23 protein-coding genes are annotated in these 20,382 nt (G+C 62.0%); 15 read left to right on the forward strand and 8 right to left on the reverse strand.

The window, feature by feature from the left end; all coding sequences use genetic code 11:
- Window positions 1–156 precede the first annotated feature (156 nt).
- The 4 genes from rpsM (at window position 157) to rplQ (ending at window position 2,649) form a co-directional block, all read left to right on the forward strand.
- A complete protein-coding gene (rpsM, locus tag KUL25_RS18310; protein ID WP_011453740.1) occupies window positions 157–525 on the forward strand; it encodes a 30S ribosomal protein S13 in 369 nt (122 codons plus the stop codon).
- 15 nt (window positions 526–540) lie between these two features.
- Entirely contained in the window at window positions 541–930 is a 390-nt protein-coding gene (gene rpsK, locus KUL25_RS18315; RefSeq protein ID WP_257894214.1) for a 30S ribosomal protein S11, read from the forward strand.
- Window positions 931–1,040: 110 nt separating this feature from the next.
- Window positions 1,041–2,057 carry a DNA-directed RNA polymerase subunit alpha gene (locus KUL25_RS18320; protein ID WP_068361117.1) on the forward strand — a complete coding sequence of 339 codons (1,017 nt, stop codon included), beginning with the start codon at window positions 1,041–1,043 and terminating at the stop codon, window positions 2,055–2,057.
- A gap of 175 nt (window positions 2,058–2,232) precedes the next feature.
- The gene (rplQ, locus tag KUL25_RS18325) at window positions 2,233–2,649 is read left to right on the forward strand and encodes a 50S ribosomal protein L17 (protein ID WP_068361121.1); all 417 of its coding nucleotides are present in this window, start codon (window positions 2,233–2,235) and stop codon (window positions 2,647–2,649) included.
- Window positions 2,650–2,730: 81 nt separating this feature from the next.
- Here the strand turns inward: rplQ and KUL25_RS18330 are convergent, their stop codons facing one another.
- Window positions 2,731–2,862 (reverse strand): hypothetical protein, encoded by a 132-nt coding sequence (locus tag KUL25_RS18330; RefSeq protein WP_257894215.1) that lies wholly within the window; start codon window positions 2,860–2,862, stop codon window positions 2,731–2,733.
- Between the two features lie 130 nt (window positions 2,863–2,992).
- Here KUL25_RS18330 and KUL25_RS18335 point away from each other — a divergent pair, with 130 nt between their 5' ends.
- From KUL25_RS18335 to KUL25_RS18385, 11 genes are all read left to right on the forward strand, one after another.
- The gene (locus KUL25_RS18335) at window positions 2,993–3,604 is read left to right on the forward strand and encodes a helix-turn-helix transcriptional regulator (RefSeq protein ID WP_257894216.1); all 612 of its coding nucleotides are present in this window, start codon (window positions 2,993–2,995) and stop codon (window positions 3,602–3,604) included.
- 85 nt (window positions 3,605–3,689) lie between these two features.
- Complete coding sequence (locus KUL25_RS18340) at window positions 3,690–4,271, forward strand: acyl-homoserine-lactone synthase (RefSeq protein WP_345791006.1); 582 nt, start codon at window positions 3,690–3,692, stop codon at window positions 4,269–4,271.
- Between the two features lie 15 nt (window positions 4,272–4,286).
- Complete coding sequence (locus tag KUL25_RS18345; RefSeq protein ID WP_257894218.1) at window positions 4,287–5,600, forward strand: replication-associated recombination protein A; 1,314 nt, start codon at window positions 4,287–4,289, stop codon at window positions 5,598–5,600.
- 105 nt (window positions 5,601–5,705) lie between these two features.
- On the forward strand, window positions 5,706–6,083 hold the full coding sequence (gene crcB / locus KUL25_RS18350; RefSeq protein WP_257894219.1) for a fluoride efflux transporter CrcB: 378 nt from the start codon (window positions 5,706–5,708) through the stop codon (window positions 6,081–6,083).
- Complete coding sequence (locus tag KUL25_RS18355) at window positions 6,080–7,144, forward strand: RluA family pseudouridine synthase (RefSeq protein WP_257894220.1); 1,065 nt, start codon at window positions 6,080–6,082, stop codon at window positions 7,142–7,144. Before crcB ends, KUL25_RS18355 begins: the two co-directional genes overlap by 4 nt.
- A complete protein-coding gene (locus tag KUL25_RS18360) occupies window positions 7,141–7,812 on the forward strand; it encodes an HAD-IA family hydrolase (RefSeq protein ID WP_257894221.1) in 672 nt (223 codons plus the stop codon). Before KUL25_RS18355 ends, KUL25_RS18360 begins: the two co-directional genes overlap by 4 nt.
- Window positions 7,809–8,522 carry an ATP12 family chaperone protein gene (locus tag KUL25_RS18365; protein ID WP_257894222.1) on the forward strand — a complete coding sequence of 238 codons (714 nt, stop codon included), beginning with the start codon at window positions 7,809–7,811 and terminating at the stop codon, window positions 8,520–8,522. The genes KUL25_RS18360 and KUL25_RS18365 overlap by 4 nt, the downstream gene beginning before the upstream one ends.
- A 236-nt stretch (window positions 8,523–8,758) precedes the next feature.
- Window positions 8,759–9,775 (forward strand): amino acid ABC transporter substrate-binding protein, encoded by a 1,017-nt coding sequence (locus KUL25_RS18370; RefSeq protein WP_257894223.1) that lies wholly within the window; start codon window positions 8,759–8,761, stop codon window positions 9,773–9,775.
- 146 nt (window positions 9,776–9,921) lie between these two features.
- Entirely contained in the window at window positions 9,922–11,460 is a 1,539-nt protein-coding gene (locus KUL25_RS18375) for an amino acid ABC transporter permease (RefSeq protein ID WP_257894224.1), read from the forward strand.
- 148 nt (window positions 11,461–11,608) lie between these two features.
- Window positions 11,609–13,249 (forward strand): amino acid ABC transporter permease, encoded by a 1,641-nt coding sequence (locus KUL25_RS18380; RefSeq protein WP_257894225.1) that lies wholly within the window; start codon window positions 11,609–11,611, stop codon window positions 13,247–13,249.
- Window positions 13,250–13,275: 26 nt separating this feature from the next.
- Window positions 13,276–14,067 carry an amino acid ABC transporter ATP-binding protein gene (locus tag KUL25_RS18385; protein WP_282563181.1) on the forward strand — a complete coding sequence of 264 codons (792 nt, stop codon included), beginning with the start codon at window positions 13,276–13,278 and terminating at the stop codon, window positions 14,065–14,067.
- Window positions 14,068–14,170: 103 nt separating this feature from the next.
- Here the strand turns inward: KUL25_RS18385 and KUL25_RS18390 are convergent, their stop codons facing one another.
- From KUL25_RS18390 to yidC, 7 genes are all read right to left on the reverse strand, one after another.
- Complete coding sequence (locus KUL25_RS18390; protein WP_257894226.1) at window positions 14,171–14,668, reverse strand: SixA phosphatase family protein; 498 nt, start codon at window positions 14,666–14,668, stop codon at window positions 14,171–14,173.
- Window positions 14,665–15,312 carry a ferredoxin gene (locus tag KUL25_RS18395; protein ID WP_257894227.1) on the reverse strand — a complete coding sequence of 216 codons (648 nt, stop codon included), beginning with the start codon at window positions 15,310–15,312 and terminating at the stop codon, window positions 14,665–14,667. The genes KUL25_RS18390 and KUL25_RS18395 overlap by 4 nt, the downstream gene beginning before the upstream one ends.
- A gap of 3 nt (window positions 15,313–15,315) precedes the next feature.
- Window positions 15,316–16,173 (reverse strand): acetylglutamate kinase, encoded by an 858-nt coding sequence (gene argB / locus KUL25_RS18400; protein ID WP_257894228.1) that lies wholly within the window; start codon window positions 16,171–16,173, stop codon window positions 15,316–15,318.
- A 118-nt stretch (window positions 16,174–16,291) separates the two neighbouring features.
- On the reverse strand, window positions 16,292–16,948 hold the full coding sequence (gene yihA / locus KUL25_RS18405; RefSeq protein WP_257894229.1) for a ribosome biogenesis GTP-binding protein YihA/YsxC: 657 nt from the start codon (window positions 16,946–16,948) through the stop codon (window positions 16,292–16,294).
- Window positions 16,945–17,589, reverse strand: coding sequence for a CatB-related O-acetyltransferase (locus KUL25_RS18410; protein WP_257894230.1), 645 nt, complete (start codon window positions 17,587–17,589; stop codon window positions 16,945–16,947). Before KUL25_RS18410 ends, yihA begins: the two co-directional genes overlap by 4 nt.
- Entirely contained in the window at window positions 17,586–18,338 is a 753-nt protein-coding gene (locus KUL25_RS18415; protein ID WP_257894231.1) for an MOSC domain-containing protein, read from the reverse strand. Before KUL25_RS18415 ends, KUL25_RS18410 begins: the two co-directional genes overlap by 4 nt.
- On the reverse strand, window positions 18,335–20,215 hold the full coding sequence (yidC, locus tag KUL25_RS18420) for a membrane protein insertase YidC (RefSeq protein ID WP_257894232.1): 1,881 nt from the start codon (window positions 20,213–20,215) through the stop codon (window positions 18,335–18,337). The genes KUL25_RS18415 and yidC overlap by 4 nt, the downstream gene beginning before the upstream one ends.
- Window positions 20,216–20,382 lie beyond the last annotated feature (167 nt).

The following is a 20,382-nucleotide window of genomic DNA, read 5'->3' on the forward strand; positions in this document are numbered from 1 at the left end:
TCGATCAATGGGGCATAAATCCCGCACCTTGACGGGAATCAGGTGCGCATTTGATCCCGAATGATTACCTCGCAAGCCCGGCGCGAAATGCCCGGGCTTACGTTGTGAAAAAAGGGCCTGGCATGACGGGCTCGCAACGAAAAGGATATGCCACACATGGCACGTATTGCCGGGGTCAACATCCCCACCGCCAAGCGCGTTCCGATCGCGCTGACCTATGTCACCGGAATTGGCCACACCTCTGCTGCTGCGATCTGCGAAGCTGTCGGTATCGACGTCACGCGCCGCGTGAACGAGCTGTCTGACGCCGAAGTCCTCGCCATCCGCGAGCACATCGACGCCAACTATGCCGTCGAGGGTGACCTGCGTCGTGAAACGCAGATGAACATCAAGCGTCTGATGGACCTGGGTTGCTACCGCGGCCTGCGTCACCGTCGCAACCTGCCCGTTCGCGGCCAGCGTACCCACACCAACGCTCGCACGCGCAAAGGCCCCGCGAAGGCCATTGCCGGCAAGAAGAAATAAGGGAGGGCTGATAGCATGGCTCGCGATCGTCGCCCCGCAAAGAAGAAAGTCTCCAAGAACATCGCCGCTGGCGTTGCTCATGTGAACTCTTCGTTCAACAACACCAAGATCCTGATTTCCGACGTGCAGGGGAACGCCATTTCGTGGTCGTCCGCCGGCACGATGGGCTTCAAGGGCAGCAGGAAATCCACACCCTTCGCCGCCCAGATGGCGGCAGAGGATGCAGGCAAGAAGGCTCAGGACCACGGCGTCCGCACGCTGGATGTCGAGGTTCAGGGTCCCGGTTCGGGTCGTGAAAGCGCCTTGCGCGCCCTGGCGGCCCTGGGTTTCCAGATTTCTTCCATCCGTGACGTGACGCCTATGGCGCACAACGGCTGCCGTCCGCCCAAGCGCCGCCGCGTCTAAGCAGATTTCTCTACTTCTCCCTGCGTCGTTCCAAACGGCGTGGGGTGACGTCATTTTGAACCTCGAGCGTGTCCGGGACGGATCCCCCCGACACAAGAATGGAGGGACGTATGATCCATAAAAATTGGCAAGAGCTGATCAAACCCACCCAGCTGGTCGTCCAGCCGGGCAATGATCCTGCGCGCAAGGCTACCGTTGTGGCCGAGCCGTTGGAGCGGGGCTTTGGTCTGACGCTTGGTAACGCGCTGCGGCGTGTTCTGATGTCCTCGCTGCAAGGCGCGGCCATCACATCGGTGCAAATCGACGGCGTGCTGCACGAGTTTTCCAGCGTTGCTGGCGTGCGTGAAGATGTCACCGACATCGTGCTGAACCTCAAAGGTGTGGCGATCCGCATGGAGGCCGAAGGCCCCAAGCGCGTTTCCATCTCTGCCAAGGGCCCCCGGGTCGTGACGGCGGGTGACATCTCTGAGTCCGCAGGCATCGAGGTCCTGAACAAGGATCATGTGATCTGCCACCTCGACGATGGCGCCGATCTGTACATCGAGCTGACGGTCAACACCGGCAAAGGCTACGTCGCTGCCGACAAGAACCGCCCGGAAGACGCACCGATTGGCTTGATGCCGATCGACGCGATCTATTCGCCGGTCAAGAAGGTGTCCTATGACGTGCAGCCCACCCGTGAGGGCCAGGTGCTGGACTATGACAAGCTGACGCTGAAGCTGGAAACCGACGGGTCCCTTACGCCGGACGATGCCGTGGCTTACGCCGCGCGGATCATCCAGGACCAGCTGTCGATCTTCGTGAACTTCGATGAGCCCGAGTCTGCTACCCGTCAGGACGACGAAGACGATCTGGAATTCAACCCGCTTCTGCTGAAGAAGGTTGATGAGCTGGAGCTGTCCGTCCGGTCCGCGAACTGCCTTAAGAACGACAACATCGTCTACATCGGTGATCTGATCCAGAAGACCGAGGCAGAGATGCTGCGCACGCCGAACTTCGGCCGCAAGTCCTTGAACGAGATCAAGGAAGTGCTGTCCGGCATGGGCCTGCACCTTGGCATGGATATCGTCGATTGGCCGCCCGACAACATCGAGGAACTGGCCAAGAAGTACGAAGACAACTTTTGATGAATTTGTGGGCGGGGGGTGACCTCTGCCCGCACAAGTGCCCGGATCTTGCCGGGGAACAGAACGGTTTCGCTGAGCGCATGCTCAGCTTTACCCAAGGAGAGGGTCCCGCAAACGCATGGGTCCCCAGACAAAGCAAAATCGCCCGTAGAGGGCTTCTATTTGGAGAAATGACATGCGTCACGCCCGCGGATACCGCCGCCTGAACCGGACCCACGAACACCGCAAAGCGATGTTCTCGAACATGTGCGGCTCGATCATCGAGCACGAGCAGATCAAGACGACCCTGCCCAAAGCCAAGGAACTGCGTCCGATCATCGAGAAGATGATCACGCTCGCCAAACGTGGCGACCTGCACGCGCGTCGTCAAGCGGCCTCGCAACTGAAGCAGGACAAGGACGTCGCCAAGCTGTTCGATGTGCTCGGGCCTCGCTATGCCGAGCGTCAGGGCGGCTATGTGCGCATCATGAAGGCGGGTTTCCGCTATGGTGACATGGCGCCGATGGCGATCATCGAATTCGTCGACCGCGACGTCGACGCCAAGGGCGCCGCAGACCGCGCACGCCTTGAGGCCGAAGCCGACGCGGAATAATCCGCGCACCTCACGCAACAGAATATCGAAAGGCCCTTCGCATGTGCGCGGGGCCTTTTTCGTTGGATGTCCCAGGGGCTGTCAGGACTTTGGCGCGGGGGCAGACGTGTTGGCGGGCACGAACTCGGACAGGCGCAAGATTTCTTCCGACGCCAAAGGCGTCTGGCCGAGGTATTCCAGAATATCGGTGCGCGCGTCAGGAGAAAGCCTCATGAGACGCGCAAAAAGATCAGGGTCGATCCTTTTATCCATCAGTCTCACCTGTTTGCTAACGGGTTGATAATCAATCTTGACCCCCTTTGTGGCAACCTATCTAATTCGACATGTCTATTTGGTGGGGTCTATGACAAAAGCGCCGGTTCTCGACTTGCTGCTGCACGAGCTTTCGTTGGCGGCACCAGCCGGTTTCGCCGTTGGTCTCCACATTCGTTACGTCTCGCCATTGATCATGGTGAACACATATCCAGATGTCTGGCAGGAGGTATACACGTCCAAACTCTACGGTCTGCGGGACCCGACGCTTGCCTGGGGGTTAAGCCACACGGGAACCCGACGTTGGAGCCAGATCGGGCTGCCGGATCCTTTCGGGATTTTGCAGGAATCAGCCGATTACGGGCTCAAGTACGGGATGATTGCATCCATCGGACCGATGTCTTCACGCACCATCGCAGGGGCCAGCCGCGCAGACCGCGAGTTTGGTGACGATGAGATGGAGCATGTCTACCGGATCGTGCACCGCATGCACGATCTGTCGGAACCGCCGGCCCGCTTGTCCAAAGCGCAAGCCGACGCTCTTAAGTGCATCGCGGAGGGGGACCGCCATGCTGCTGCTGCCGCGAAGCTCGGCATATCCGAAAGTGCCTTCAAGGCGCGTTTGACGTCTGCTCGTCAAAAACTGATGGCCCGAACCACGGCAGAAGCCGTGCAGAGGGCCAAGGAATACGGATTGATTTGAGGGGAAGGGCCGCAGCGCCCGCATGAGTGCCACCTTGGCGGTGCGTCGATTTTCACGACTCACCTTACAGGAGGCCTACATGCAAATGACGACCCTCTCTTTCGAGAATTTCCACTCCCACGGACCGCTTTTCACCAACATGCTGAAGGCGCGTCATCGTACGTTCATCGAGGAGATGGGCTGGGAGATCCCGTCCGAAGGGGACATGGAGTTCGATCAGTACGATACCGCCCAAAGCCGGTGGGTCTGTGTCCACGATGGTGGACGGGTATTGGCCGGTGTGCGCTTGACGCCGACGACGGCGTCGTGTGGCATTTACAGCTACATGGTGCGCGATGCACAGCGCGGGCTGCTGGACGCGATCCCGGCCAATCTGCTGGACGAGGATGCCCCGATTGCGCCGCATATCTGGGATGCCAACCGCCTGTTCGTGGCCGAAGGCGTTGAAACGGACATTCGCCGCGAGGTGCAGCTGTCGCTGATGGGGCACATGGTCCGCTCTGCCCGCGAGCTTGGCGCGACGACGCTTCTGGGCCTTTTGCCCATCGGCATCCCGCGCCTTGGTCGCCGTTTGGGTATCGATATGGAGGCAGGCGGCCCGATCATGAAGATCGGTGGCGTCGCGCACCGTTGCTACTTCGTGACCATGGCGTCGAAGATGCATTAACGGTATCTCGGCCCTATGGCCGATTTGTTCGACACTGGCGCAAGCGCCTCTGAAACCCCACGCGGTCCGCGTCCCCTCGCGGACCGTCTGCGGCCGCAATCGCTGGATGATGTCGTCGGGCAAGAGCATCTGCTGGGTCCCGAAGGCGCGCTTCGGGTCATGCTGGACAGTGGCGCCCTGACGTCGCTGATCTTTTGGGGGCCGCCCGGTGTCGGCAAGACCACCATCGCCCGGCTTCTGGCGGACGAGACGGATCTGGCATTTGTCCAGATCAGTGCCATCTTCACTGGCATGCCGGACCTGCGAAAGGTGTTCGAGACGGCCAAGATCCGCCATGCCAACGGCCAGGGGACGCTTTTGTTCGTGGACGAGATCCACCGTTTCAACAAGGCGCAGCAGGACGGCTTCCTGCCCCACATGGAGGACGGAACGATCCTTCTGGTGGGCGCAACGACGGAAAACCCTTCGTTCGAGCTGAATGCGGCCGTCATGTCGCGCAGCCAGGTGATGGTGCTGGAGCGACTGGACGACGTCGCGCTGGAGCAGATCCTGGCCCACGCGGAATTGGAGCTGCATCATCCCATGCCGCTCCGCCCCGAGGCGCGTCAAGCGTTGCGGGACATGGCCGATGGTGACGGGCGGGCGATGCTGAATCTGGCCGAGCAGGTGGCGGCCTGGAAGGTCGACAAGCAGTTGACCGTTGAGCACTTGGGCGCCCGCCTGCAACGGCGCGCGGCGCAATACGACAAGTCGGGCGAGGCCCATTACAACCTGATCTCGGCGCTGCACAAATCGGTGCGCGGGTCTGACCCGGATGCGGCGCTTTACTGGTTTGCGCGCATGCTGGAGGGCGGCGAAGACCCCCGCTATCTGGCACGTCGCATCACCCGGATGGCGGTGGAGGACATCGGCCTTGCCGACCCGCAAGCGCAACGGTTCTGCCTTGAGGCGTGGGAAATCTACGAGCGCCTCGGCTCGCCGGAGGGCGAGTTGGCGCTGAGCCAGGCCGTCACTTACCTTGCGCTGGCCCCGAAATCGAACGCCTCCTACGTGGCCTACCAGGCCGCGCGGGCGAGTGCGAAATCCACCGGCTCTGCGATGCCACCGAAGAACATCCTGAACGCGCCGACCTCGATGATGAAGGATCAGGGCTACGGCAAAGGGTATGAGTACGACCACGACAGCGAAGACGGGTTTTCCGGGGCGAATTACTTTCCCGAAACGATGTCCCGCCCGAAGTTCTATGAACCCAAAGAGCGCGGGTTTGAGCGGGATCTGAAGAAGCGGGTCGAGTGGTTTGAGAACTTGCGAGAGAAGCGCAAGCGCTGAATGCTGCGAGGAGGGCTTGCGCCTTGGAAAGGCGCGGGGCCGAGGAGGGGGCCGCGCGCAAGCGCCAAGTTGACAATCGCGCCGCCCGCGCGCATCCCCCGCCCTATGATTGCTGTCCTGCAAGTTGCCCTTGGTGGCGCCCTCGGCGCCGTGCTGCGATACCTCACCGGTATCGGGATGATCCGTGTGTTCGGCCATGGCGCGTTTCCCTTGCCGATCCTGACGGTCAATGTCGTGGGTTCGTTCCTGATGGGCGTTTTCGTTGTTGCGGCCGCGCACCGGGGCCTGACGCATTTGTCGCCGCTGGTGATGACGGGGCTGCTGGGTGGCTTCACGACGTTCTCGGCGTTTTCGCTGGAAACCGTGACGCTGTATGAACGGGGCGACGTGGGGCAAGCGGCGCTATACGTGGCGCTTTCGGTGGGCTTGTCCATCGCTGGATTGATGGCGGGCCTCTGGCTTGCGCGCGGGGTATTCGCATGAGTGGTGTTCAAACGTTGGAAGTGGGGCCGGACGATGGCGATCAACGGCTTGACCGCTGGTTCCGCCGCCTCTTCCCCCATGTGCCCCAGGGCCGGATCGAGAAGATGTGCCGCAAGGGTGAAATCCGCGTCGATGGCGGACGGGTGAAGTCCAACACGCGGCTGGAGGTCGGCCAGATGGTTCGTGTGCCGCCGTTGCCTGACACGGCCGACCCCAAGGCAGACCCCGCAAGCTGGGTGAACCGCGACGCGCGGATCAGCGATGCCGATGCCGAGATGATCCGAAAGGCCGTCATCTATCGTGATGACCATATCATCGCGATCAACAAACCTGCCGGATTGCCGACCCAAGGGGGCACCGGGCAGGCGCGCCATGTGGATGGCTTGGCCGAGGCCCTGAAGTTCGGGTTCGAGGATAAACCGCGTCTTGTGCACCGACTGGACAAGGACACTTCGGGTGTTCTGTTGTTGGCGCGCACGCGCATGGGGGCAAAGGCGCTGACTGACGCATTCCGGCTGCGCTCTACCCGGAAGATCTATTGGGCCGCTGTTGCGGGCTCACCCCTGCCACGGATGGGGACGATCAAGCTGGGCCTCGTGAAGGCGCCGGGCCATGGGCGGGGCGGCGAGAACGAGAAGATGCGCGCTGTTCCGGTCGCGGACATTCCCCATGTGGAAGGTGCCAAGAGGGCTGAGACGGATTACGCAGTCCTTTCGAACCTCGCGGGGCGGGTCAGCTGGTGCGCGCTTGTGCCGATCACCGGTCGGACGCACCAGTTGCGCGCACATATGGCCGAGATCGGGCATCCGATCATTGGCGACGGGAAGTATGGCGGTAGCGGGCAAGAAAACCTTGGCGATGGCTGGGGGGCGCAGTTGGGCGGCGACATCAGTCGCAAGTTGCATCTACACGCCCGCTCGCTCAACTTCCGGCACCCGATGACGGGGGCTCAGATCAATCTGGTGGCCCCCCTGTCGTCGCATATGGCGAAGACCTGGGAGACGCTTGGGTGGGACCCCCGCGATGCGCCCGCCGACCCGTTCGAGGATGATGCGTTTTGACCCTGAAACTGGTGATTTTCGATGTTGATGGCACGCTGGTGGATAGCCAAGGCCATATCCTCGCGTCGATGGATGGGGCCTTCAAGGCCCACGACCTGCCGGCCCCGGGGCGTGAGGCGGTGCTGTCTATTGTCGGCCTGTCCCTGCCCGAAGCCTTCGTGCGTCTTGTGCCGGATCATGCCGACAAGCGGGACAGCCTGACGCAAGCGTACAAGGACACCTTCATGGACCTGCGCAAGACGGGTCAGGCGCATTCGCCGCTCTACCCCGGGGCGGCCGAGGTGCTTGCCGATCTGGCGGCGCGCGATGACGTGGTGTTGGGCGTCGCGACGGGGAAATCCCGGCGGGGTCTGGATCATCTGATCGAGGTGAATGGGTGGGAGCGTCTGTTCCAGACCCTTCAGGTGGCCGATCACCACCCCTCCAAACCGCATCCCTCGATGGTGAAGACCTGCCTGGCCGAGACGGGCGTTGATGCAAGAGATGCCGTGATGGTCGGCGACACCAGCTATGACATGGAAATGGCGCGCGGTGCCGGGGTGCGCGGGCTTGGCGTGAGTTGGGGCTATCACGCAAATGACGCGCTGACCGATGCGGGCGCGGTGCAGATCCTTGGCGCGTTCACGGAAATGCCCGCCGCTCTTGCAACCCTGTGGGAGGTCCCATGACCGAGTGGAAAGCGAAACGGTTCTGGAAAGAGGCCACGGTAGCGGAGGCAGACGGCGGCTTTCGCGTGCTGCTGGACGGGCGCGGTGTGAACACGCCCGGCAAGGCACCTTTGGTGCTGCCGACCCGTGCCTTGGCCGAGGCCGTGGCGGCGGAATGGAACGCGCAGGAGGATGAGATCCAACCCCTGACGATGCCCCACACACGGTCCGCGAATTCCGCGATCGAGCGGGTGACACCGCAACTGGCCGAGGTGGCCGAGATGCTGTTGGGCTACGGCGATACCGATCTTTTGTGCTACCGCGCCGAAGGTCCGCCAGAGTTAACGCAACGTCATGCGGAGGCTTGGGATCCGATGTTGGATTGGGCCGCCGAGGCACTGGATGCCCGCCTGGAGCCGCGCGTGGGCGTGATGTGGATCAGCCAGCCTGCCGCCGCCATGGCGGCAATGGACCGGGCCCTGCAACAGATCGCGCCGTTTCCGATGACGGCGATGCATGATCTGGTCACGCTTACGGGGTCTTTGGTGCTGGGGCTTGCGGTCGCGAAGGGACGCATTTCGGCCAAGGACGCTTGGCGTTTGAGCCGAATCGATGAGGCGTGGCAGATCGAGCAATGGGGCGCGGACGAGGAAGCCGAAGAGGCCGCCGCGATCAAAGAGGCACAATTGTTGCATGCCGAGCATTTTTGGAGTCTGTGCTTCGACAAATGACTGCTTGTGCGACTAACCCCCGCCTATGTTGCGCAATTCCGCGGCAATCGCTGAACGCATAGGCAAGAACGAACCGTTTCAGGCCCGTTTTCCCGGCGTCTTGCCCTTGACCTTATGCACAGGATTTGCCCAATTTGTCGCATACGAGGGTTCAACAGGCTCTCGTGGCATATGCCAATGCTTGGCAGGACACGTAAAGATGCTCCTGGCGGGCGGTTCCACAGGAAGAGGTAAACATGAACAAATCCGTATTTTTCGGCACAGTCGCCGCAGCCAGCTTGGTTGCTGGCTTCGCGTCCGCACAGACTCTGGCCGAAGTGCAAGAGCGCGGCACGCTGAACTGTGGTGTGACGACCGGTCTGACCGGTTTCGCGGCACCCGATGCCAACGGCGAATGGCAAGGCTTTGACGTCGGCGTCTGCCGCGCAGTCGCCGCCGCCGTTCTGGGCGACGCCAACGCGGTTGAATTCGTTCCGACGACCGGCCAGACCCGCTTCACCGCGCTGGCTTCCGGCGAGATCGACATGCTGGCACGTAACACCACCTGGACCTTCTCGCGCGATGTTGACCTGTCGTTCGAATTCGTCGGCATCAACTACTACGACGGTCAGGGCTTCATGGTCCCCCGTGAACTTGGCGTCTCAAGCGCGCTCGAGCTGGATGGCGCAACTGTCTGCATCCAGACCGGCACCACGACCGAACTGAACCTGGCCGACTTCTTCGCCTCGAACAACATGAGCTACGAGCCCGTGCCGATCGAGACCAACGCAGAAGCACAGCAGCAGTACCTTGCCGGTGCCTGCGACGTTTACACGACGGATGCCTCCGGTCTGGCCGCAACGCGCGCCACGTTTGAAGATCCCTCTGCACACGTCGTGCTGCCCGAGATCGTGTCCAAAGAGCCGCTCGGCCCGCTGGTCCGTCACGGCGACAACGAGTGGGGCGACATCGTCCGCTGGACGCTGAACGCGCTGATCGCAGCTGAAGAGCTGGGCGTGACCTCTGCCAACGTCGGCGAAATCGGTAACACCACCGAGAACCCCGAGATCCGTCGCCTGCTGGGCACGGAAGGTGAACTGGGTGCCATGCTTGGCCTCGACGCCGACTGGGCAGCCAACGCGATCGCGGCTGGCGGTAACTACGGTGAGATCTTCGAAGGCAACATCGGCGAATCCACTCCGATCGGTCTGGCCCGTGGCCTGAACGCTCAGTGGACCGACGGCGGCCTGCTCTATGCACCGCCCTTCCGCTAAATCCTGACTTTGGGGGGCGCGAACGGAAGTTCGCGCCCTTTCCATATCCACCTAATTCTGCGCACTTCTCGACCGTTTTTGGCAGGACCCGACAAAACTGGGCCGCCTCATAGGGATCGCGCAAATCCTTCCGACAGGGGACATATATGGCGACGCTTTCAGATCCGCCGCGCGAGTCGTTTCATATCAGCCAGCTGCTGTATGACACGCGCTACCGCTCCATCACGATCCAGGTGATTGCGTTCATACTGATCGTGGCAGCGTTCGTCTTTCTGGCGCGAAATGTGGTCATCAACCTCAGCGCGCTTGGAAAGGACTTCGACTTCGGGTTCCTGGGCAGCCGCGCGGGCTATGACATCAACCAACGCCTGATCGAATATTCCAACGAATCCACCCATGGGCGCGCCGCGCTTGTCGGGATTCTCAACACCCTGTTGGTCGCCTTCCTTGGCTGTATCGTCGCCACCATCCTTGGCGTGATCGCAGGCGTTCTGCGCCTGTCGAAAAACTGGATCGTGTCGCGGCTGATGTCCGTCTACGTCGAGGGCTTCCGCAACATTCCCCTGCTTTTGTGGATCATCGTGATCTTTGCGGTCATGACCGAAAGCACACCGTCCCCAAGAGACTTCCGCGGCGCGGACCCCGAAGCGTCGATGCTGCTTGGCGAGTCCGTGGCAATCACCAACCGCGGCATCTTCATTCCAGCGCCGGTCTGGGGCGACGGTGCGTTTCTGCTTGTCAGTGTGTTTATTGTATCGCTGGCAGGTATCTGGGCCTTCCGCCGCTTTGCCCGCAAGCGCCAAGAGGCGACGGGCGCCATCCTGCCGGTCTTCTGGGTCTCATTGGGTCTGTTTTTCGTCCCGGTGTTGGTTGTCTACTTCGCATATTCGGCTGCCATTTCTCGCGATCAGTATCCGCTGTTGGCCGTAGGGGCCGAGCAGGGCATGACGCTGGAAAGCTATGTGGAAGCCAACGGCAACCCCTCGATCTGCGCGCTGCCGTCGACAGCCGGTGTGAACCTGTCCAGTGCGCTGCGCGAGATTGGTCAGCGGGCCAACATCGTGCGCGTGTCGACAGAGGCCGAGTTGCTGGAAGCCGTTCAGTCCGGCGATTGTATTCTTGCCGCTGTCTCGCCAACCGTTGCCGCCAGCTTCCCCGGTACCGTCGAGGGGGTCGAAATGGCGGCCCTGACCGATACGGTTGACCGCGGCCGCCCCTTGCAGTTCGAACGCCCGCAACTGGCCGGTTTCAACTTTGAAGGCGGGGTGCAGTTGCGCAACTCGCTGATCGCCCTGTGGTTTGCCCTGTCGCTTTATACCGGCGCCTTCATCGCCGAGATCGTGCGCGCTGGTATCCTGTCGGTGTCCAGAGGCCAGACCGAGGCGGCCTTCGCGCTGGGATTGCGTCCCAACCGGACGATGAACCTTGTCATCCTGCCGCAGGCCTTGCGGGTGATCATCCCGCCGCTGATCTCGCAGTATCTGAACCTGACCAAGAACTCTTCATTGGCGATTGCCGTGGGCTATATGGATGTCCGCGCAACCCTTGGGGGGATCACGATCAATCAGACGGGCCGAGAATTGGAGGGCATCTTGTTGATGGGCCTCTTCTACCTGGCCCTGTCGTTGCTGATCTCGGCGGTCATGAACCTCTACAACAACTCTGTCAAATTGCAGGAGCGGTGAAATGAGTGAAGTCCATTCCGAAACCGCAACTCCAACTCAGCCCTTTGTGCGCACAGAGATGCTGACAGAACAGCCTGCGCCCATCGCGCAAGCTGGCGCCGTAAGGTGGATTCGGGAGAACTTGTTCTCCTCTATCCCGAACAGCATCATGACCATCCTTTCGGTCCTTTTCATCGCGTATGTCCTGAACGGTATCGTGCCGTGGATGCTTGGCGGCGTATGGAACGCGGGCTCTCTCGCGGAATGCCGGACCGTTCTGGGCGCTTTCGGCGGCGATAGCCATTCCGGCGCTTGTTGGGCCGTGATCGAAGACCGTTGGAGCCAATTGGTCTTCGGTTTCTATCCGCAGGAATACTATTGGCGCCCGGTCCTGACCTTCGTGCTGATGGCTGTCGCGCTTGCGCCGATCCTGTTCTCTGACTGGGTGCCGCGTCAGCTGATGATCTTCTCGATCCTTTATCCATTCATCGCTGTCTGGCTGATCTGGGGCGGATCGATCTGGGTGCCGATCCTGGTCGTGGCCAGCTTCGTCGTGGGCTACCTTGTCTATCGCATTGCCTCTGGGGTTGTCTTCGCGGGCTTGGCTGTGGGTCTTGCGATCCTGGCGACGGTCCTATGGTGGATGTTTGCCATCGATGCCATCAACTCCCGGCTCAACGCCGCAGTTGGCGCTCCACGGTATGACGCCGCTGTCGCCGATTTGGAGGCGAACCTTGCCATCCTGCCCGAAGAGGTGGCCACGGCTGAAGCACTGGTCGAAAGCATCGACGCGCAAGTAGCCGAAATCGTTGCCGACCGTGATGCCGTCGTGTCCCGGATCATGGAAGGCGTCAGCGATGTGTCCGCCTTGCAAGATGAACTGTTGGCGTATCAGCGCACATTGACCGACCTGCGCAACCAGCAGTCATCCGCAGCACGGGCCCTTACCGTCGTGACGGCCGAACTCAACGACGGTATCCGTCTGTTGGAAAGCTATCAGACGTTGCCTGCCTTGATCGAGGCCTTGCCCGAGTTGCGGGAAAACGTGGCCAATGCGGCGGGGGACGAAGTGGCCCTGGCCGCGGCGGAGGATGCCTTGCGCTCGGCGGAAGAGCGGATGGACTCGATCTACGCGGTCCTTGGCCGCGTGGGTCTGCCGCCCGTTCAAAGCCGGGAAATCGGGGGCTTTCTTCTGGCGCTGATCCTGGGTGTGTCGGGTATCGTTCTGTCCTTCCCCCTGGGCATATTGCTGGCCCTTGGACGGCAATCGGACCTGATCCTGCTGAAGATGGTCTCGGTCGCCTTCATCGAGGTCATCCGGGGCGTGCCCCTGATCGTCTGGCTGATCACGGCGTCCTTGTTGCTGAACTACTTCCTGCCGCCGGGCACGACCTTTGACCTGGTTCTGCGGGTGGTGATCATGGTGACCTTGTTCGCGTCGGCCTACATGGCCGAGGTGATCCGGGGCGGCCTCGCGGCTTTGCCACGGGGGCAGTACGAAGGCGCGGACAGCCTGGGGCTGAACTACGCCCAGTCGATGCGCCTGATCGTTCTGCCGCAGGCGCTGAAGATATCGATCCCCGGCATCGTCTCCACGTTCATCGGCCTGTTCAAGGACACTGTCCTGGTGGTCTTCATTGGCCTGCTGGATCCCATCGGGTTCTCGAACTCGATCCGGGCGGACACCGACTGGAACGGGGTCTACTGGGAGATCTTCATCTTCATCGGGGCGTGTTTCTTCGTCTTTTGCTACGGCATGTCCCAGTATTCGCAATATCTTGAGCGCAAGCTCGCTACCGGCCACCGTTAATCGGGCCAACGCTGAGGAGAAAACCCATGGCTAACACTGCCGAACAACGCGAAATCGATCGGTCGAAAATGGCCGTCTCGGATGAGGTGGCGATTGAGATTGACGGGATGAACAAGTGGTACGGAACGTTCCACGTGCTCAAGGACATCAATCTGACGGTGAACCGGGGCGAGCGGATCGTGGTCTGCGGCCCCTCGGGCTCGGGCAAGTCGACACTGATCCGCTGCATCAACGCGCTGGAAGAACACCAGCAGGGCTCTATCACCGTGGATGGCACGCTGCTGTCCAATGACCTGAAGAACATCGACCGGATCCGGTCCGAGGTGGGGATGGTGTTCCAGCACTTCAACCTGTTCCCGCATCTGACGATCCTGGAGAACTGCACGCTGGCCCCGATCTGGGTGCGCAAGACGCCCAAGCGCGAGGCCGAAGAGACGGCGATGCACTTCCTTGAGAAGGTGAAGATCCCCGAGCAGGCCGACAAGTACCCCGGCCAGTTGTCGGGCGGTCAGCAGCAGCGTGTGGCGATTGCGCGGTCGTTGTGCATGAAGCCGCGCATCATGCTGTTTGACGAGCCAACCTCGGCGCTGGACCCCGAGATGATCAAAGAGGTTCTGGATACGATGATCCAACTGGCCGAAGAGGGCATGACGATGATTTGCGTCACCCACGAGATGGGTTTTGCGCGGCAGGTGGCCAACCGCGTGATCTTCATGGATGCCGGACAGATCGTGGAGCAGAATGAGCCGGAAGAGTTCTTCACGAACCCGCAGTCCGAGCGCACGCAGCTGTTCCTGAGCCAGATCCTCGGGCACTGAACAGAACGTGGGCCAAGGCCCGGTCTACAGCATGATCGCCGCCCGTGTCGTTTGATGCGGGCGGTTTTTCTTTTGCATTTTCATGGAGCAAAGCGGGGCGAGGTTAGGCCGGATCATCAAGGTCGCGCGGAACGATGAAGTGAAGCAGGTGGCCTGCACCGGGCGCGATCGCGCCGTCGAACTGCAGAACTGTGGTGGCGCCGGTGGGGTAGGTGGCGAAGCGGCTGTCCGCGGGGGGCGTCTGGGTCAGCGCCCAGGCCAAGGCCGCTGTGCCGGGGTTGTGGGCGATCATCGCCACGGTCGGTGCGGTGGTGGCCTGGAGGGCTTTCAGCATCACCTCAGGCTCGGCCAGGTAGAGCGCGGCACTCAGGTTAGGCGGGGGTGCGCCGGGCAGGTGAGCGGCGACAGCGGCCCATGTCTGGCGGGTGCGCATGGCGTCCGAGCACAGGGCCACGTCCGGCACCAGCCCGTGCTGCGACAGGAACGCGCCGATGCGCGGCGCGGCGCGGTTCCCACGCGCGCTGAGGGGGCGATCATGGTCGTCGGTACTGCCGTCCCAGTCTGATTTACAATGACGGATGAGGATGACGATGCGGCTCATCTGTGGAATTGCGCCATGTGGTAGGCCGATTGTACCGGGTTGCGGCCAAAGTCCTGGCTGACGGGGCAGGCGCGGCGGGCCTTGCAGCCGTTCTGCATGCAGTCGGCGCCGGCGGGGGTATCAAGGAAGGCGTGGCAGGCGGCGGTGTCGTAGCCGTCTTCTGACAGCGCATTGACGGGGCAGGCATCCTCGCACGGGGCCGCACAGAGAAGGCAGGGCGAAAGGCGGGGTGGCGTGAGGGAAATCGTTTCCTTCAAGGCCAGTGCGCCGCGGAACGAGATCATCAGGCCTTGGTCGTTGTGCACCAACAGCGACACGGGACTTGCATGGATGCTGCCGGATTTTCGCGCCCACGCGATGAACGGGTGCCATGGAGGGCCGCCAAAGGGAAAGAGCGGCAGGGCATCCAGCCGCCCTGCGATGTCCGAGACGGCGCGGGTTGACCAGCGGTCGAGAGGGTCGGGGAGGTCATCATACGCCTCGGGCTGGGTCTGGAAAAAAGTCCAGAAGTCCGGATCCTTAGGTGCCAGCAGGACCAGGGTGCCGGTCCCTTCCGGGACGGAGTCCTTGGCATCGGGGTGGAACGCCCCCACGATCCCCAACCGATGGGGCGCGGCATGTGCGGTGATCGTTTCATAATCCATGGGTCACGCCCTGATCATCGAGCCAGCGCCGTGTTCGGTAAAGAGTTCCAACAGCACGGCGTTGGCGACACGCCCATCGACGATGGTGCAGGCGCGGACGCCCGCACGAACGGCGGCGACGGCGGTCTCGGTCTTGGGGATCATGCCGCCGCCGATGGTGCCGTCAGCGGTCATTGCATCGATATCAGCGGTCGTCAGCTCGGTCACGACATCGCCGTTCGCGTTTTTCACGCCGGAAACATTGGTGAGCAGCAGCAGGCGGTCGGCCTTCAAGGCCGCCGCGATAGCGCCCGCGGCGGTATCCCCGTTGATATTGTAGGTCTCTCCGTTCTTGCCCTGTCCCAGCGGCGCGATGACCGGGATCATGTCATCCTCGAAAAGGTTGTTGATCACGCTGGGGTCGATCTTTGACGGCTCCCCCACGAAGCCCAATTCGGGGTCGGCGGGCACGCAAGTGATCAGGTTGGCATCCTTGCCCGAAAGGCCGACGGCCTTGCCGCCCTCGGCGTTGATGGCCTGCACGATGCGCTTGTTGACGCGGCCCGAAAGGACCATCTCCACCACTTCGACCGTGGCGGCGTCCGTGACGCGCTTGCCGTTCTTGAAAGAGCTTTCAATGCCCAGTTTGGCGAGCATCTCGTTGATCATTGGGCCCCCGCCATGCACGACAACGGGATTCACGCCCACTTGCCGCAACAGAACCATGTCGCGGGCGAAGGAGGCCATCTCGGCGTCGTCGCCCATGGCATTGCCGCCGAATTTCACCACAACGACGGCGTCGTTGAAACGTTGCAGGTAGGGCAGAGCCTCGGAGAGGGTGCGGGCGGTGGCGAGGTAGTCGCGAGTCATTTGGGTTTTCATGCGCTTTGGGCCGGTAGGGGAGTCGCGTCACGTTACGGGGCCGGGGCGCGGGTGTGAAGCGCCTTGGGGGGCCAGCCCCCCAACCCCCCGGGATATTTCCGGAACGGGGAAGGAGGGATCAGGCCTCGATCGTGGCGATTGTGGCGCGCAGGGTGGGGATGCCGTCGCCTTTCTCGGACGAGGTCAGGATTATTTCGGGGTAGGCGGCGGGGTGTTTGGCAAGCGCGGCACGGGTGCGGGCAAGAGAGGCGTCGCGGTCGCGGCCCTTCACCTTGTCGGACTTTGTCAGGACGGTCTGAAAGGGGACGGCGGAGATGTCGAGCAGCTTCATGATCTCTTCATCGACGGCCTTTACGCCGTGGCGCGCGTCGATCAGCACGAAAGCGCGCCGCAGGGTGGCGCGACCCTGGAGATAGGATTTCAGCAGGGCCTGCCATTGCCGGACGACGTGCAGGGGCGCCTCGGCATAGCCATAACCGGGCAGGTCCACGAGGTAGTGGCTGTCGAGCAGGGTGAAATAGTTGATTTCCTGCGTGCGGCCCGGTGTATTCGACGCCCGCGCAAGGCCTTTGCGGCCCGTCAGTGCGTTGATCAGCGTGGATTTGCCCACGTTGGATCGGCCTGCGAAACAGACCTCGATCCGGTCGGCGGGGGGAAGCCCGTCCATCGCGACGACCCCTTTGAGGAAGTCGGTATTGCCCGCAAATAGCTTGCGGCCCCTCTCGGCGGTAATCGCGTCGGGCTCTTCAGCGAGGGGAAAGGGTAAGGTGTTCATGTCGCGGCCTCCAAAGCGGGCAGGTCTGCGCCGCGGATCGCGTTGAGATTACGAGTGATCTTGTCGGTGGGCCAGTCCCACCACGCGACATCCAGAAGGCGTGCGATTGTCGCGTCATCGAAGCGCGTCTTGACGGGCTGCGCCGGGTTGCCGGCAGCAATGGTGTAGGCGGGCACGTCGCGGGTCACGGTGGCGTTGGCCGCGATGATCGCGCCCGGCCCGATCGTGACGCCGGGCATGATCGCGGCGGAATTGCCGATCCAGACATCTGCGCCGATCCTCGTGTCGCCCTTGTGTCCGGCGGTCCAGGTTGCGGGGTCGAAGCCCTCTTCCCAGCCGTGGCCGAAGATGTTGAACGGGAATGTTGAAAACCCATCCATTGCATGGGTGCCGCCGTTCATGAAGATGCGCACGCCGTGGGCGATGGCGCAGAAGGGGCCGATATGCAGGTGATCGCCGATGAAATCGTAGTGGTGGAGCACGTTGCGGGTGAAGAAATCGCGGGTCTCGTCCTGATCATCATAGTAGGTGAACACGCCCACGGTGACGTTTTCCCGTCCCTTGGCCAAGGGCTTGAGGAAGACGGTGCCCGCGTATGTGGGCAGCATCGGGGCGAGGGTGTTGGGGTCCGGTCCGGTCATGGGACCGTGACAACGTCGCCCGCCTTTATGGTGCCGCCGGTGCGCACCATGGCGTAGACGCCGAAATCCTGATGGCCCCAGCCGTCCTCCAAAGCCCGCAACGTGTTGGCGTCGCGTTTTCCGGTTTCGGGATTAGCCTCGGTCGCGCGGCAGCGGGTGATACGCTCGATGATTTCCAGATGCGCGCCTCCGATCTCCAGCGTTTTCCCAACGAGGTCGAATTCCTCCCAGGGGGCAAAGCCATCGATCCAGAGGTTGCCGCGAAAACGCCGCTCATCAAGAGGTTGGCCAAGTTTCTGGCCAAGGGCGCGCAGGGATGATGCGTTGAGGATGGATATCGACGCGAAGGGCGCGTCAGACATGCCCTCGGGCGGGGATTTCACCAAGGCGACGGCCTTGGGCCGGGCCTCGGGGTAGATCGGTGCGAGCCAGTCGAAAAGGGCCGTATCATCATGTCCGGGGAGAACGCTGATATCGGGCCGGTCGGGGTGGCTGAAGTGAATCACGTCCCCGTCCACGCGGCAGGTCACTGCCATCAAGGATGGGCCCTTGGCGCCGCGCAGGAAATTCCGGCACGATCGCCACCCCTCGGACGCATCGCCGCCCTCTTCCAACACCGCCCAAGCGCGGTCCAGCGGCAGGGGCATGCCCGGCGCCAGATCAATAGCGCGAAGCCGTTCGGCCCCGATGCCCTTGACCGGATAGCGCCAGATCTGGTGCAGCGCCCCAATACCCAATTCCGGGGTCACTTATCTTCCTTGGGCTTCTTCTTGAAGCTTGAGCGGATGTTGCCGAAAACATCCGGTTTGAACCCCTGGCTGCGCATGATCAGGTATTGCTGGGTAAAGGTCAGCGTGTTGTTTGCGATCCAGTAGACCAGCAGGCCGGACGCGAAGCTGCCCAACATGAACATGAACACCCACGGCAACCACGCGAAGATCTGTGCTTGCATGGCGTCGGTGGGCGCCGGGTTCAGCTTCTGCTGGAGCCACATGGAAATGCCGAGCAACAGCGGCAGGATGCCAATGAAGATCAGCGCCATGATCGATTCGGGCTCGGGCGCCGCGATGGGCAGCAGGCCGTAGAGGTTCAGGATTGATGAGCTGTCGGGTGCGGACAGGTCATTGAGCCAGCCGAAGAACGGGGCGTGGCGCAGTTCCAGCGTGACGAAGATCACCTTGTAGAGCGAGAAGAAGATCGGGATCTGCAACAGGATCGGCAGGCAGCCGCCCGCCGGGTTCACCTTGTTCTTCTTGTAAAGCTCCATCATGCCTTTCTGGAGCTTTTCGCGGTTGTCGCCGGCGGATTCTTTCAGCTTCTCAATCTCGGGTTGAAGCTCTTTCATCTTCGCCATCGATACGTAGGAGCGGTAGGCGAGCGGGAACAGAACGGCCTTGACGATCAGGGTCAGCGCGATGATTGCGAGGCCCATGTTGCCGATGGTGGCGTTGAGCCAATGCAACAGCCAGAACAGCGGCTTGGTCAGGAAGTAGAACCAACCCCAGTCAATGCTGTCGATGAAGCGCGAAACTTCGCCGCGGGTCGGGTCCTGTTCCGCGCCGAAAAGGCCGCGGATCAGGCCGGGCTCGGCGTTTTCATAGTCACGGATCGTCTCGGCTTCCTTGGCGCCAGCGAACAGCTGCGTCGTGACCTCGACTGTTTCACCGGCGGCGATGGCCATGTAGGGCAGGCGCGCTTCCGTTTGGTAGATGTCTGCGGAGGGGACGTATTTGATGACCGAGACGAAGGGTTGGTCTTCGCCGGGGATAAGGGTCGTCATCCAGTATTTGTCAGTGAAGCCGATCCAGCCGTTGGCCTCCACCTCGATCACCTCGGCGGGGACCCCCTCGCGGGAGACGACATCGAGGTCAGGCATGTCAGAGTAGTCAATCTCGGACAATTCACCATCAGCTTTGCGGACCACACCTTCGTGAAGAATGAAGAAGTTCTGCAGATCCGACGGCAAGCCGTGGCGGGCGACGATCCCGTAGGGCGCAAGGTTCACGTCGGCGGTGCCGGTGTTTTCGACCGACTGGGTCACTTCGAACATGAAGCGGTCGTCGATGGCGATGGTGCGGCGGAATATCAAACCGCTGCCGTTGTCCCAAGCCAGCGTGATGGGGGTGTCGGGCGTAAGGGTGGTGCCGGACTCAAGCTCCCACGGGGTGTCAGAGGTCGGGACATCCTCGTAGCCAAGATCGCCCGAGGGCGTCCAACCGTAGAGCGCGTAATAGGGATCATCGGATCCCACGGGTGAAAGCAGGCGAACGATCTCATCGCCACCCACTTCGGTGAAGTAATTGCGCAGCGACAGGTCATCGATGCGACCGCCGAGCAAGGAGATAGAGCCTTCGACGGAAGGCGTCTCGATGTCGATCCGCGCGGCCTCGGACAGGGCCACTTCCGTGGGGGTCGCGTTCTCGGCCCCGGCGGGTGTGCCGATTTCCGTCACGGGCGGGGTCAACGCGATATCGGTGTCGGTCAGGCTGCCGCCGGTTTCGGCCACAGGGGCTACGGCGTTGGGGTCCTCCACGACCTCTGGCGGTGGGAACAGAAGGAACCACACGAGGATTACAACAAAGCTGAGGCCTGTGGCCAGGATCAGGTTTCTGTTCTGATCGTCCATCTTGGCGGTCTTCCTCTGTCAGGGTCCTTGCGAATAAGGCACAAACACCGGTGTTTACGCGGTGTGGCCAATCCATGGGGGTTCAACAGACTGGGGGTTGAAAGGTCAAGAGGCGAAATGGGCGCGGGTCGGGAGCGGTGCGGGCAGCGACCCTTGATTTTGCGGCA

It is taken from the genome of Gymnodinialimonas phycosphaerae (genome assembly GCF_019195455.1).
In the GTDB taxonomy this organism is placed as follows: Bacteria; Pseudomonadota; Alphaproteobacteria; order Rhodobacterales; family Rhodobacteraceae; genus Gymnodinialimonas; species Gymnodinialimonas phycosphaerae.